This is a genomic window from Streptomyces sp. NPDC050509 (assembly GCF_044457965.1).
Lineage (GTDB): Bacteria > Actinomycetota > Actinomycetes > Streptomycetales > Streptomycetaceae > Streptomyces.
This window is the reverse complement of sequence record NZ_JBITHL010000007.1, coordinates 371,533-384,172: the sequence shown is the minus strand read 5'-3', so window position 1 is coordinate 384,172 and position 12,640 is coordinate 371,533. Positions and strand designations below refer to the sequence as shown.

Genomic DNA, 12,640 nt, shown 5'->3' with positions numbered 1-12,640 from the left:
AGAATCGCTCCGTGACGTTGAAGATCGTGATCGACCCGGCCTCCGTGACCGCTCCGTACGAGCAACTGCGTACCCAGATCTCCGCGAAGGCCCGCTCAGGGCTGCTGCCGGTCGGGTACAAGCTCCCCACCGTACGAGGGCTCGCCGAGGAGCTGGGACTGGCCGCCAATACCGTCGCCAAGGCCTACCGCGCGCTGGAGACGGACGGGGTCATCGAGACCCGCGGCAGGAACGGTACGTTCGTCGCCGCGGCCGGTGAGGCCGCCGACCGCGAGGCAGCCTCCGCCGCCCGCGCGTACGCGGAGCGTGCCCGGCGCCTGGGGCTCGGCAGGGCCGCCGCACTCGCCGCGGCGGAGGAAGCCGTACGGGCCGTTTACGCGAAGTGACCGCGCCCGGGACCCGAAGGACGACCGGGACCTGATCCGCGCCCGGAACCCGAAGAGCTACCGGGACTCGAAGAGCTACCGGGACCCGAAGGACGACCGGCCCCCGCCCCGGTTCACAGGTACAGGCCCGCCTCCGCGCCCGCGTGCTGCGCCGGGACCGACGCCGGACCCGTCCCCCGGCGCAGCGCGTACAGCTCCGCCAGGGTCGCGCCCTCCCTGCCCACCGCCGCCTCGCCCTCGCCGTCCTCCCGGCCCAGCCAGGAGACCGCCTCCGCGCGGGTCAGCGAGCCGACCTCGATCCTCGCCAGGCAGCGGCCGGGACGGACCACCGCCGGATGCAGCCGCTCCAGATCCTCGTTGGTCGTCACCCCCACCAGCACGTTCCTGCCCTGCCCGAGCAGACCGTCCGTCAGATTGAGCAGCCGTGACAGCGCCTGGCCCGCCGTGTGCTTGGCCTCGCCGCGGATCAGCTCGTCGCAGTCCTCCAGGAGCAGCAGCCGCCACCGGCCCTTGGCCGAGCCGTCGTCCTCGCCGATCGCGATGTCCATCAGATAGCCGACGTCGTTGAAGAGCCGCTCCGGGTCCAGCACGCAGTCGACCTGGCACCAGTCGCGCCACGAACGGGCCAGCGTCCGCAGCGCGGAGGTCTTTCCGGTGCCCGGCGGACCGTGCAACAGCAGCAGCCGGCCCGCGATGTCGTCCGGCGTCACCTTCATCAGCCGGTCCATCGCCTCGGCCACCGGCGCGGTGTAGTTGGGCCTGACCTCGTCCCACGTACCGGCGGAGATCTGCCGCGTCGTACGGTGCGGCCCGCGCCGCGGCGAGACGTACCAGAACCCCATCGTCACGTTCGACGGCTGAGGCTCCGGATCGTCCCGCGCGCCGTCCGTGGTCTGCTGGTGGATCTTCTCCGCCAGTTCGGTGGAGACGGCCGTCACCGTCACATCGGCGCCGCGGTTCCAGCGGGACACCAGCAGCGTCCAGCCGTCGCCCTCGGCGAGGGTCGCGCTCCGGTCGTCGTCGCGGGCGGAGCGCAGCACGGTGGCGCCGGGCGGCAGCAGACCCGCGCCCGGCTTGACCCGGTCGATGGTGGAGCTGTGGGAGTACGGCTGCTCGCCCGTCGCGAAGCGGCCGAGGAACAGCGCGTCGACCACATCCGAGGGCGAATCGCTGTCGTCGACGGTGAGCCGGATCGGCAGGGCGTCCTGAGGCTTGGCAGACATGTCGCCCATGATCCGGCACGGGGACGGCCGATGCACGGTGTTTTGCCCGGTGGCGGCCGGGCGCGTCGCTACCGTCCGCCGGGCACCGCCCCGCGTGTCACGGCCGCGGCCCGGCGGGCGCGCCGCACCAGCGCGTATCCCTTGGTCAGCGCCCGGTCCCCGGCGAAGGCGCGGGCCAGCCCCCGGCCCTCGACCAGCCGGCCGAACTCCTCGATCCCGGTGGCGCGCCGTACGGTCACCCGTCGCAGCGCGTACGGGCCCTGGCCCCTGCGCGCCACCGCGTTGCCCACGGCCAGCGCCTGGCTGAACCCGGCCGCGCGGACGGCGTGGCGCACCCGCCGGCTGGAGTAACCGTACGGATAGGCGAAGGAGACGGGCGCCGTGCCCAGCTCCCCGGCCAGGATCTCCCGGCAGCGCCCGGTCTCGAAGCGCAGCCGGCCGTCGTCGAGCTGGTCGAGCTGCGGATGGGTGTGGCTGTGGCCGCCGATCTCCGTTCCCGCGGCGGCCAGTTCCCGTACCTGGTCCCAGTCGAGCATGGTGTCCAGGGCGCCGCCCTCGTCGTACGCGCCGCGCAGCCACGCCGTCGAGACGAAGAGCGTCGCCGCGAAGGAGCGCTCAGCGAGCACGGGGAGCGCGTGCCGGTGCACGCCCGCGTAGCCGTCGTCGAACGTGATCAGCACGGGGCGCTGCGGCAGCGGCTTCCCGGTGCGCCAGGCCTCGGCGAGCCGCGCCGTGGTGACCGGGGTGAAGCCGCGCGCGCCGAGCAGCGCCATCTGCGCCGTGAACGCCTCGGGCGAGACGGAGAGCGCGTGGGTGGCGGGCGCGGGCCGGTGCGCGACGGCGTGGTACATCAGGATCGGTACGGCGCCCGCGGCGCCGCCCGCCGCCGTGCCCGGCGCGGCCGAGGGGCCGGAGGGGCCCGGCGCGCGCCGCGCCGGCCCCCTCCCTCCCGTCGTCATACGGCAGCCTCCCACCGGCCGCGCGGCTCCTCCCGCGCGTCGGGCCCGCTCCGTTCGATCGGGCCCGACGAGAACGCCACGTCCCCGCCGCGGGTACGGAAGCGGCCCACCAGATAGCCCGCCGCCGTCAGGGCCGTCCCGGCCACGATCGCCCCGGCGCGGCCGAGACCGCCGGGCCGTCCCCGTACCGCGTCGCGCAGACCGCGCGCGATGCCCGCCGGAAGCACGCGGGTGGTGTAGCGGCGCTCGGACGCGAGCCCCTTGTCCGCCCCCACGCTCCTGGCGACCAGCGCCTTGGACAGCCCTTCGGCGTACGTCCGCGTACGGAAGTAGCCGAACCGCTCGCGGGCCGCCGGGACCCGGTGGTGGATGACCGCGCGGTCGTCGATCAGCAGCACCGCGTCCGGTACGGCCCCGGTGAGCCGGATGCACAGCTCCGTCTCCTCGCAGCCGAGCGGGCGCTTGTCGCCGTCGCGCCCGATGCCCGTCGCGAACCCCCCTGCCGTGTCGAACGCGGTACGCCGGAACGAGGCGTTGCCGCCGAGGACGTTGCGTACCCGCACCAGACCCTCCGGCAGCCCCCGGTACGTACAGCCGACGACCCAGTCGAACTCCTCGGGGAACCAGGCGGGTCTGCGCCCCGAGGCCCAGGCGGGCACCGTCCGCCCGCCCACCGCCAGGATCCGCGGATCGTCCCCGTACGCCTCGTCGAAGCGGCGCAGCCAGTCGCGCTGGGCCACCGCGTCGTCGTCGAGGAACGCCACGAACGCGCCGCGGGCCACCGCGATCCCGGTGTTGCGGCCCGCGGAGAGGCCGCGCGGGCCCGCGTTGGCGAGCACCCGCACCTCACCGCGCGCGGCCCGCTCCGCGTACCGCGCGGCGAGCCGCGCCAGCAGGGCCGGGTTGTGGTCGACCACGAGCAGCGTCTCCAGGGCGGGCAGGGACTGCCCGGCCACCGAGTCGACCGCCGCGAGGATGTCCGCCCAGCGGTCCTCGGTGTAGACGCAGATGACGACCGTGAACGGCCGGTGACGTGAGGGCGCTTCCCCCGGGCGCGCCGGACGTCCGGTCACGACGCCTTCCCGCGCGGCGCCGCCGGAACGCTGATCCGCAGGGCGACCGGCCGGCGGCGGGTCGAGCGGGGCACGCCCCGCTCACGGAGGATGACCTTCAGGACGCGCAGGCCGTCCCGTACGGCTCTCAGATTGCTCACCCCGTGGATCCGGTCGTACTCGTGGCTCGGGATCTCCTGCACCTTCAGCCCGGCCTTGACGACCCGGATGTTCATCAGGGTCTCGACCTCGAAGCCGGTGCAGTCGAGCGTGATCTCGTCCAGGCAGTGGCGCCAGAAGGCGTTGTAGCCGTAGCAGAGATCGGTGTAGCGGGCGCCGAACTTGGCGTTGACGACGGCGCAGAGCACCCGGTTGCCGAGCTTGCGGATCGCCGTCATGTCGTCCGTACCACCGCCGTTGGCGAACCGCGAGCCCTTGGCGAAGTCGGCGCCGGAGACCAGCGCCGACACATAGGAGACGATCTCCTGGCCGTCGGCCGAGCCGTCCGCGTCGACCATCACGATGATGTCGCCGGTGCACGCGGCGAACCCGCTGATCAGGGCGTCGCCCTTGCCCTTGCCGCGCTGCGCGACGACCTTGACGTCCGGCCGTAACGCGCGGGCGACCTCGATCGTGTCGTCGGTGGAGTCACCGTCCACCAGGACGACTTCGTGGATCCACTCGGGCAGGGTCCTGAAGACGTACGGAAGGTTCTGTGCCTCGTTCATCGCCGGTATCACCACACTCACCGGCGGAGTGATCGCGAGATGCGAGGAGATCGGCCGGTACGGCAGCGGCCCCGGGCCCTGACGGGCGATGTCCTGCTGGCCGGCGCCCTGCTGGCCAGTGGTCCGAAGGCCGGTCGCCTGATGGTCGATGTGGCTCTGTGCCGGAAGGTCCAACGGATCGTCGCCCGGTATCGCCGGGCGCAGAAAAGTGCTCACGGATCTCGTTCCCTCTCGTCCGGTGGACCGCCCACCCCCGGGCGGTCCCGCAGTGTTTCCGGTTCGAAAGGGGGGTTCTCACCCCGCCATGACGGCATGGCACATGGAACTCCGTACCGGCCGGGTGAGCTGTGGAACTGGTCGCGCGGCACGCGACTCGGCAGCGCGGAACGCGGTCACCGAGCGCGGCACCCCCCTACCGCGCCCCGCTCCGGGAGCCATCGCGACGCTTGCCTGAGCCCTCCCCTGGAGCCGCTTGCGTGATGGACCGATGCGGGTGGATGTACGACGGTATTGATGATTGGGACTGTATGGCAAGAGGTGGAACCTCGGCACGGGTTTTCCCTTCTTTGGCCGTACTTTGTCAGTCGAATCCGGAACCTCCCTGATCAGTTCTGCTCAATTCCTCATGATTCGTGCGCTCATATCGATCCAGGGGAATCTCTCACCGAACGTTCTTGGCATGAACACTTCCGGTGAACTGTCGTCACTGGTACGACAGTTGTGGCAGAAATCCTGCTAAGGAGAGGTTCTATGAAGAAACTGGCCCGAATCACGGCATTCTCGTCCTCGCTCCTCCTTGGTGCGGTCCTCGCCCTCACCGGGGCATCGGCGGTCTCGGCCGCCGAATCGGCCGCCGCCGTCGACTACGTGGCACTCGGCGACTCGTACTCCTCCGGGGTCGGCTCCGGCGGATACGACAGCGCCAGCGGCGCCTGCAAGCGCACAACCAGGGCCTATCCCGCGCTCTGGGCGGCGGCGCACTCGCCCGCCACGTTCGCGTTCACGGCGTGCGCGGGCGCCCGTACGGGTGATGTGACCGCGGGTCAGCTCGGGCCGCTCAGCACCGCCACCGACCTCGTCTCCCTCTCCATCGGCGGCAACGACGCCGGATTCTCCGATGTCATGACGGTCTGCGTCCTCCAGTCGGAGAGCGCCTGCCTCAACCGGATCGCGCAGGCCCGCGCGTTCGTCGACGCCACCCTGCCCGGCAGCCTCGACACGGTGTACACGGCGATCAGATCCAAGGCGCCCTCGGCCAGGGTCGTCGTCCTCGGGTACCCCCGCTTCTACCAACTCAAGGGGACGTGCGTCGGAGGGCTGAGCGAGGCGAAGCGCACCGCGATCAACAGCGCCTCCGACTACCTCAACGACGCCACCGCCAAGCGCGCCGCCGACCACGGCTTCACCTTCGCCGGTGTCTCCGGGGCCTTCACCGGTCACGAGATCTGCTCCAGCGCCTCCTGGCTGCACAGCCTGAACGTGCTGGACATCGGCGAGTCGTACCACCCCACGGCCGCCGGCCAGACCAACGGTTACCTGCCGGTCTTCACGTCGGCCGCATAGGTTCTTCACGCACGGGCGAACTGTCCAACTCGCCCTGAATTCACATAGATCGAGCTGTGTACATTCCTCCCCGTACGAGTGTGGTTCCGCCCGAAGGCGGGATACACGGGTGTCCTGAAGGGGCGATAGGGTTAACCTGCCCGGACCGGGTGCCCTCGTACGGGTGGGGAGTGAAATGGAACAGATAACGATGCACAGCAGGGCGCGAATCCCTGCGATCACCTGCGGGAGCAGCGCGACCAGTTCGCGCCTCGACCGCCATCTCTCGGTGCTCGGCGGTCCCGCCGTGCCGCAGCGGGAGACGGTCGAGGCGACGTTGCTGATGCGCGAGCTGACCGCACGGGACAGGACGGACACGCACAGGAGCAGGGGTGCGCGGGTCTCGCTCTTCGCGCCGCTCCGGCGGCTGCGTCGCACGCTCTTCGGCAGCCGCCGCTGACGGTTCAGGCTCCTCGCGGCACCACCGCGCTCGGACCACCCACACCCGTTCGGTGGGCCGGCCGAGTGCAGGCCGCCCCCTTCGCGTCTCCTTCTCCGTCCCCTCCGCGGCGGCCCGGCCGGTGAGTCCACTCCCCGACACCGGCCCAGGCCGGCCGCGGTCCCGTCACCACCGCCGGACCGTGCCGGCCGGTCGCCCGTACCGCCTCACTCCCCGCCCCTGGCGTAGCGCCGGACCGCCAGCGGTACGAACAGGCAGAGCAGCGCCAGCGACCACAGCAGCGATCCGGCCACCGGATGCGCGGTCGGCCAAGCGGCGTCCGCCGCCGGAGCCCCGTTCCCGCACAGATCCCTGACCGCCGCGGCGATCGCGCTGATCGGGTTCCACTCCGCGACCGTACGCAGCCAGCCGGGCAGCCCCTCCGACGGGATGTACGCGTTCGACAGCAGCGGCAGGACGAAGGTCGCGGCACCGAGCTGCCCCGCGACCTCCTCGTTGCGGACGAGCAGGCCGATATAGGTGCCGATCCACGCGGCGGCGAACCGGAAGAGCAGCAGCAGCCCCACCGCGCCGAGCGCGCCGGCCACACCGCTCTCGATCCGCCAGCCCACCGCGAGCCCCACGAGCAGCAGCGGCACGATCCCCACGAGAGTGGTGAGCAGATCGGCCAGGGTCTGTCCCAGTGGTACGGCGACCCGGCTCATCGGCAGCGACAGGAACCGGTCGGTGACGCCGCGCTGCGCGTCGTACGACGCCTGGAACATCCCCGTCATCAGACCGCCCGCGGCCGTCGCGGCGAGCAGCCCGGGGACGAGGTAGGCGCGGTACTGCTCGCCCGGCATCGCGAGCGCGCTGCCGAAGACGTAGCCGAAGAACAGCAGCATGTTGATCGGCATGGACTGGGTGAGGATCACCACGCCCGGCGCGTGCCTGATCCGCTGGAGGTGGCGGCCCAGGACGGCGCCGCTGTCGTACGCGAGTGTGCTCATGCGACCTGCTCCTCGGTGAGAGAACGGACGGTTCGGTCGGTGCGGTCGGAGTGGCCCGTGCGGTCGGAGTGGCCCGTGCGGTCGGTCAGGCGGAGGAAGACCTCGTCGAGCGTCGGCGGTCGCAGGCTCACGTCGACCACCGGCACACCCGCCGCGTCCAGTTCCCGGACGAGCCGGGGCAGGGTCAGCGTGGGGTCCGTGGTCACGGCGCCGACCGCGCGGCGCTCCCGGTCGAACACCGGCTCGGCGCCGGTGAGCTGGTCGAGCACGCCCGCCGCGGCGAGAAGCGCCGTCTCCGCCGCGTCGCCCGTCACCACCTCGGAGAGGACGGCCTCCGCGTACGAGCCGATCCGTGCCTTGAGTTCGGCGGGGGTGCCGCTGTGGGCGGCCCTGCCCCGGTCGATCAGCACGATGTCGTCGGCGAGCCGGTCGGCCTCCTCCAGGTACTGCGTGGTCAGCAGGACGGTGGTGCCCTCGGCCGCGAGCGCGCGCACGGCGGCCCAGATCTGGCCCCGGCTGTGCGGGTCGAGCCCGGTGGTCGGCTCGTCCAGGAAGAGCACCCGGGGCCGGGTCAGGAGGCTGACGGCCAGGTCGAGGCGGCGCCTCATCCCGCCCGAGTAGGTCCGTGCGACGCGGCCCGCGGCGTCCGTCAGCTCGAAGCGCTCCAGCAGTTCGTCGGCGCGCGCCCGGCCCGCCGCGCCCCGGACGCCGAGCAGCCGGGCGAAGAGCCGGAGGTTCTCCCGGCCCGTCAGCTCGCCGTCGACGGCGGCGTACTGGCCGGTGACCCCGATCGCCCGGCGTACCGCGCCCGGCTCGCGCACGATGTCGTGTCCCGCCACCCGCGCGCTGCCGGCGTCCGGCGCGCTGAGGGTGGTCAGTATCCGTACGGCGGTGGTCTTGCCCGCGCCGTTCGGCCCGAGCACCCCGCAGACGGTGCCCTCGGCCACGGCCAGATCCAGCCCGCGCAGGGCGGCCACGCCACCGGCGCCGCCGAAGCGCTTCTCCAGACCTTCACTAAGTACAGCGTACGTAGTTGTCATGGGGCTACCGTAGCGCACTACGTACGCCGTACGTAACTAGGATGGTGGGCGAGGTGATGATCCATGGCGGGGCGACCTGCTGAACCCGGAGTGATCTGGTCCCGCCCCGAGCGGGCCGGGCGCGGACCGAAGGCGGCCTACAGCCGCTCCGACATCGCGTCCGCCGCCGTCCGGATCGCGGACGCGGGCGGCATCGGCGCCGTGACCATGCGGCACGTGGCGGGCGAGCTGGGCTGCGGCACGATGTCGCTGTACAACTACATCCCGCGCAAGGAGGACCTGTACGAGCTGATGGTCGACGCGGTCGCGGGCGCCTACCCGCTGCCCGAGGCGCCGTCCGGCGACTGGCGCGCCGACCTGACACATCTCGCGTACCGCGCGCGCACGATGATGCGGGAGCACCCCTGGATGGCCGGGCTGATGTCGAGCGCCTACGGATTCAGCCCGAACGTGATCAGCTTCCTCGAATACAGCCTGCACTGCCTGGACGCGCTCGACGTCACCTACGGCGAGAAGATGGAGCTGGTCGCGATGGTCAACGGGGTGGTGACCACGTACGTGGCCAATGAGCTGCACACCGCGGAACGCGTGCGGTCACTGCCCTGGTCCGCGGAGCGCGAACACGAGGTCCGGATCGCGTACATGGTGAGCGAGCTGTCCACGGGCCGGTACCCGCGGCTGTCGGCGGCGCTCGCGGAGGACGCCGGCCCCATCGACCTGGACGCGGTCTTCGACCGGGCGCTGAGCCGGGTGCTCGACTCGTTCGTACCGCTGGTGGAGCGAACCGGCCGACTGTCTTAGGGCTTGAGGCCCTAGACGAGGGCGAACTGCCCCTCCGGGCCCTCCTCGTGGTGGTCGAGCACCGACGCCGGGCGGCGGGCCGCCGCCCGGACCGGCAGGACGCCGGCCGTACGCAGCTCGGCCCGTCCGATCGCCCCTTCGGCCCCGGCTTCGGTGAGCAGCCTCCGCCGGAGCGGCCGGAGCTCCGTGAGCAGCGCCAGGACCGTGATCAGCTCCAGCAGCTCAGAGGTCCACTCCTGGGGCCAGCCGGCCGGCCGGATCGCCTCCAGCGTGCCCGGCTCCGGCGGGTCCGCGACGCGGGCGCGGCGCTCGAACCACAGCTCCAGCATCCGTACCCCGCCGACCGTGAAGTCCCACGCCTCGGCCGGTACGGGCGAGATGCGGCCCGTGCCGACGCACAGCGCCTCGTCCGCCGTGTCGTACGTCAGGGACGCGGGCCGGTCCGGCACGGCGGCGCGTACGTACGGGCGGCGCCCGCCGGGCAGCCGGGGGCGTTCGCCGCCGCGCGCCCCGCGGAGCTGGATCCCGGTCATCCGCCGCCCCAGTTCCACCCCCGAGGCCCAGACGCCGGGGTCGGCCGTGAGCGGCACCACGGCCCCGGCGGGCGAGGGGACGGCGGCGGCCACCGCCCACGCCAGCGCCTCCTCCGGGCCGACCTCCTGGCCGAGACGCGCGCCCAGCGACTCCGTCAGCCCGGGGGCCAGGTTGGGCTCCCTGCCACCGGGGCGCCGGTAGAGCGGCCGGATCCGGCCCGGCCGGCCCGCGGGGGAGTGGCCGTCCGGGAGCACGGCGCTGACCAGCAGCGCGGGCCCCGCCTCGTCCTGGGGCACGTACCCCTGCTCCACGGCGAAGAGCTGCCGGGCGTCGGCGACGCGCCACAGCTCGGGGCGCGCCGCGTCGATCAGCCGGTGGTCGGGAATCAGCCACTGCTCGTCGAACGGCCCGTGCGCCACCCGCAGCGGCCGGGGACAGCGCCCCGTCTCCCGGGCGAACCGTCCGGTGCCCGTGGCCTGCCCGGGCAGCGCGGCGACCGTGCTTCGCGGGGTACGGGCCCGGGTCACCCCGAACAGCGCGTCGCGCTCGGCGCCCTCGGCCCGGACGAGCCGGTCCCAGCGGGCCGTGAGCGAACCGGGGTCCGGTGCCAGCACCCAGGGACGGCCGAGCCGCAACGGCTGCGTCGACCACGGCATCAGCTCACCGAGCAGTGGGGCATCCCCGAACGCCGCGTCGGCCCGCGTCGCCGCCATCCCGGACACCCTCCCCGTCGCCCTCTCTCCGTGCGCCGTCGGCGAAAGCCTAACGGCCCGGGTCAGCGCTCCGGCGTTCGCCCGTCGGGCCGGTGTCCGTCTCCACGGTGACCGAGAAGGAGAACCGGTCGCCCCGGTAGCGGATCCTGGCCACGTCGAGCACCCGGCCGGTCTCGTCGTACGTCACCCCCGTGTAGTGCAGGATCGGGCTCAGCAGCGGCACCCCCAGCAGCTCCGCCGTGGCCGGGTCCGCCAGCCGGGCCTCGACCGTGTCGGTGATCCGGCTGATCCGTATCCCCCGGGTGTCGCGGAGCACCTTCGTCATCGGCCAGCGCTCCAGGTCCGCGACGTCGATGGCCGCAGCGACCTCCGGACGCACCGCGTTCTCCGCCCAGTTGACCGGCTCGCCGCTCTCGCCGTCGCGGCGCAGCCTGCGGTACCCGACCACCTCGTCCAACCCGGGGAAGTACTCGGCGAGTTCACCCGGGACCGGCACCGGGCCATGGTCCAGGACCGTCGTCAGCTCGCCCGACTGCTGCGCCACGATCGCGTCGACCGAGCCGAGGAGCCGGCGCGGGGCGCCGCGCCGCGCGCCCGGCTCGATGAAGGTGCCGCGCCGCCGGTGCCGGCTGATCAGCCCCTCCTGCTCCAGCTCCTTGAGCGCCTGGCGCATGGTCAGCACGCTGACGCCGTAGTGCGCGGCGAGCTGTTCCTCCGTGGGCAGCCGCAGCGGATCGAGCGGACGGCGGCCCAGTATCGAGGCGCGCAGGGACTGCGAGACCTGGTACCAGAGCGGCAGCTTGCGGTTCAGGACCAGCGAGTCGGGGGCGAAGGCGGTCACCGGTGATTTCCCCCAACGGGTCAGGGCCTGAAGTGGCGCTCAAGACCCTGCCACACCTCGTCGTAACCCTGCTGGAGATGGGCCGCCCCCGCCGCCTGACCGGACAGCGTCACCGGCCAGCGGGTCTCGAACATGAACGCCAGCCCGTCGTCGATCTTCTGCGGGCGCAGCTCGGCGGCGCTCGCCCGGTCGAAGGTCTCCCGGTCCGGGCCGTGCGCCGACATCATGTTGTGCAGCGAGCCGCCGCCCGGCACGAACCCGCCCTCACCCGCGGTCTTCGCGTCGTAAGCGCCCTCGATCAGGCCCATGTACTCGCTCATCACGTTGCGGTGGAAGTACGGCGGCCGGAACGTGTCCTCCCCGACCAGCCAGCGCGGCGCGAAGACCACGAAGTCGACGCCCGCGAGACCCGGGGTGTCGGACGGGGACGTCAGCACGGTGAAGATCGACGGATCGGGGTGGTCGTAGCTGATGGACCCGATCACATTGAAGCGGCGCAGGTCGTAGACGTACGGCACATGGTTGCCGTGCCAGGCGACGACATCGAGCGGCGAGTGGTCGTAGGTGGCGGACCACAGGTTGCCGCAGAACTTGTTGATCACCTGGGTCGGCCGCTCGATGTCCTCGTACGCGGCGACGGGCGCGAGGAAGTCCCGCGCGTTGGCCAGGCCGTTGGCCCCGATCGGGCCGAGGTCGGGAAGGACGAACGGCCGCCCGTAGTTCTCGCAGACGTACCCGCGCACCGCCTCGTCCAGCGGCTCGACCCGGAACCGCACCCCGCGTGGGATCAGCGCCACCTCGCCGGGGTGGGCGGCGAGCAGGCCCAGTTCCGTACGGATCAGCAGACCGCCGCGCTCGGGGACGATCAGCAGCTCGCCGTCCGCGTCGCTGAACACCCGGTCCGTCATGGGGGCGTTGGCGTGGTACAGGTGCACCGCCATGCCCGTGCGCCGCCCCGCGTCCCCGTTGCCGCCCAGCGTCCAGAGGCCGGCCAGGAAGTCGGTGCCCGGCGGCGGTTCGGGCAGCGGGTTCCAGCGCAGCCGGTTGGGGTCGGGGAGGACCTCCGTGAACGGGGCGCCGCGCACCGCGCCGCTGTCGATCCGTACGAACGGCGGATGCGCCGCCGAGGGGCGGACCCGGTACAGCCACGAACGGCGGTTGTGGGCCCGGGGCTCGGTGAAGGCGCTGCCGCTGAGCTGCTCCGCGTAGAGCCCGAGCGGCGCGCGCTGCGGTGCGTTGCGGCCGTGCGGCAGCGCCCCTGGTACGGCCTCGGAACTGTGCTCGTTGCCGAAGCCGGGGGAGTGGCCGAGGTCCGTGGCCGCCTTCCGTGCCTGCTCGATGCCGCTCATCGTCCGCTCCCTGGTCGAGGGGG

At 72.7% G+C, this 12,640-nt stretch carries 13 protein-coding genes; 4 read left to right on the top strand and 9 right to left on the bottom strand.

The window, feature by feature from the left end:
* Positions 1-11 precede the first annotated feature (11 nt).
* Positions 12-386, top strand: a complete 375-nt coding sequence (locus tag ACIBJC_RS22125; RefSeq protein ID WP_329824572.1) for a GntR family transcriptional regulator — start codon at positions 12-14, stop codon at positions 384-386.
* A 113-nt stretch (positions 387-499) separates the two neighbouring features.
* On the opposite strand, the gene ACIBJC_RS22120 is transcribed toward ACIBJC_RS22125, so the two are convergent.
* The 4 genes from ACIBJC_RS22120 to ACIBJC_RS22105 form a co-directional block, all read right to left on the bottom strand.
* Positions 500-1,609 (bottom strand): DUF5925 domain-containing protein, encoded by a 1,110-nt coding sequence (locus ACIBJC_RS22120; protein WP_399294972.1) that lies wholly within the window; start codon positions 1,607-1,609, stop codon positions 500-502.
* Positions 1,610-1,677: 68 nt separating this feature from the next.
* Positions 1,678-2,460 (bottom strand): polysaccharide deacetylase family protein, encoded by a 783-nt coding sequence (locus ACIBJC_RS22115; RefSeq protein WP_399295185.1) that lies wholly within the window; start codon positions 2,458-2,460, stop codon positions 1,678-1,680.
* A 104-nt stretch (positions 2,461-2,564) separates the two neighbouring features.
* Positions 2,565-3,641 carry a glycosyltransferase family 2 protein gene (locus tag ACIBJC_RS22110; protein WP_399294970.1) on the bottom strand — a complete coding sequence of 359 codons (1,077 nt, stop codon included), beginning with the start codon at positions 3,639-3,641 and terminating at the stop codon, positions 2,565-2,567.
* Positions 3,638-4,564, bottom strand: coding sequence for a glycosyltransferase family 2 protein (locus tag ACIBJC_RS22105; protein WP_399294968.1), 927 nt, complete (start codon positions 4,562-4,564; stop codon positions 3,638-3,640). The genes ACIBJC_RS22110 and ACIBJC_RS22105 overlap by 4 nt, the downstream gene beginning before the upstream one ends.
* A gap of 534 nt (positions 4,565-5,098) precedes the next feature.
* Between ACIBJC_RS22105 and ACIBJC_RS22100 the strand changes: the two genes are divergently transcribed.
* Positions 5,099-5,911: an SGNH/GDSL hydrolase family protein gene (locus ACIBJC_RS22100; RefSeq protein WP_399294966.1), complete on the top strand. Its 813-nt coding sequence runs from the start codon at positions 5,099-5,101 to the stop codon at positions 5,909-5,911.
* Positions 5,912-6,086: 175 nt separating this feature from the next.
* Complete coding sequence (locus ACIBJC_RS22095; protein ID WP_399294964.1) at positions 6,087-6,350, top strand: hypothetical protein; 264 nt, start codon at positions 6,087-6,089, stop codon at positions 6,348-6,350.
* A gap of 206 nt (positions 6,351-6,556) precedes the next feature.
* Here ACIBJC_RS22095 and ACIBJC_RS22090 read toward each other — a convergent pair whose 3' ends face one another.
* Positions 6,557-7,339: an ABC transporter permease gene (locus ACIBJC_RS22090; RefSeq protein WP_399294962.1), complete on the bottom strand. Its 783-nt coding sequence runs from the start codon at positions 7,337-7,339 to the stop codon at positions 6,557-6,559.
* Positions 7,336-8,379, bottom strand: coding sequence for an ATP-binding cassette domain-containing protein (locus tag ACIBJC_RS22085; protein ID WP_399294960.1), 1,044 nt, complete (start codon positions 8,377-8,379; stop codon positions 7,336-7,338). Before ACIBJC_RS22085 ends, ACIBJC_RS22090 begins: the two co-directional genes overlap by 4 nt.
* Before the next feature lie 63 nt (positions 8,380-8,442).
* Here ACIBJC_RS22085 and ACIBJC_RS22080 point away from each other — a divergent pair, with 63 nt between their 5' ends.
* Entirely contained in the window at positions 8,443-9,180 is a 738-nt protein-coding gene (locus tag ACIBJC_RS22080; protein ID WP_399294958.1) for a TetR/AcrR family transcriptional regulator, read from the top strand.
* Positions 9,181-9,191: 11 nt separating this feature from the next.
* On the opposite strand, the gene ACIBJC_RS22075 is transcribed toward ACIBJC_RS22080, so the two are convergent.
* Genes ACIBJC_RS22075 through hmgA form a run of 3 tightly spaced genes read right to left on the bottom strand, consistent with a single transcriptional unit; the run spans position 9,192 to position 12,617 of the window.
* Positions 9,192-10,427 (bottom strand): type ISP restriction/modification enzyme, encoded by a 1,236-nt coding sequence (locus ACIBJC_RS22075; RefSeq protein ID WP_399294956.1) that lies wholly within the window; start codon positions 10,425-10,427, stop codon positions 9,192-9,194.
* Positions 10,428-10,476: 49 nt separating this feature from the next.
* Positions 10,477-11,268 (bottom strand): GntR family transcriptional regulator, encoded by a 792-nt coding sequence (locus ACIBJC_RS22070; protein WP_399294954.1) that lies wholly within the window; start codon positions 11,266-11,268, stop codon positions 10,477-10,479.
* 20 nt (positions 11,269-11,288) lie between these two features.
* Positions 11,289-12,617 (bottom strand): homogentisate 1,2-dioxygenase, encoded by a 1,329-nt coding sequence (hmgA, locus tag ACIBJC_RS22065; RefSeq protein WP_399294952.1) that lies wholly within the window; start codon positions 12,615-12,617, stop codon positions 11,289-11,291.
* Between the last annotated feature and the right edge of the window lie 23 nt (positions 12,618-12,640).

What these genes read in the sequence shown, in the direction of transcription:
- ACIBJC_RS22120 (WP_399294972.1), bottom strand. Translation starts at nt 1,609, where the DNA reads ATGTCTGCCAAGCCTCAGGACGCCCTGCCGATCCGGCTCACCGTCGAC.
- ACIBJC_RS22115 (WP_399295185.1), bottom strand. Translation starts at nt 2,460, where the DNA reads ATGTACCACGCCGTCGCGCACCGGCCCGCGCCCGCCACCCACGCGCTC.
- ACIBJC_RS22100 (WP_399294966.1), top strand. Translation starts at nt 5,099, where the DNA reads ATGAAGAAACTGGCCCGAATCACGGCATTCTCGTCCTCGCTCCTCCTT.
- ACIBJC_RS22095 (WP_399294964.1), top strand. Translation starts at nt 6,087, where the DNA reads ATGGAACAGATAACGATGCACAGCAGGGCGCGAATCCCTGCGATCACC.
- ACIBJC_RS22090 (WP_399294962.1), bottom strand. Translation starts at nt 7,339, where the DNA reads ATGAGCACACTCGCGTACGACAGCGGCGCCGTCCTGGGCCGCCACCTC.
- ACIBJC_RS22085 (WP_399294960.1), bottom strand. Translation starts at nt 8,379, where the DNA reads ATGACAACTACGTACGCTGTACTTAGTGAAGGTCTGGAGAAGCGCTTC.
- ACIBJC_RS22080 (WP_399294958.1), top strand. Translation starts at nt 8,443, where the DNA reads ATGGCGGGGCGACCTGCTGAACCCGGAGTGATCTGGTCCCGCCCCGAG.
- ACIBJC_RS22075 (WP_399294956.1), bottom strand. Translation starts at nt 10,427, where the DNA reads ATGGCGGCGACGCGGGCCGACGCGGCGTTCGGGGATGCCCCACTGCTC.
- hmgA (WP_399294952.1), bottom strand. Translation starts at nt 12,617, where the DNA reads ATGAGCGGCATCGAGCAGGCACGGAAGGCGGCCACGGACCTCGGCCAC.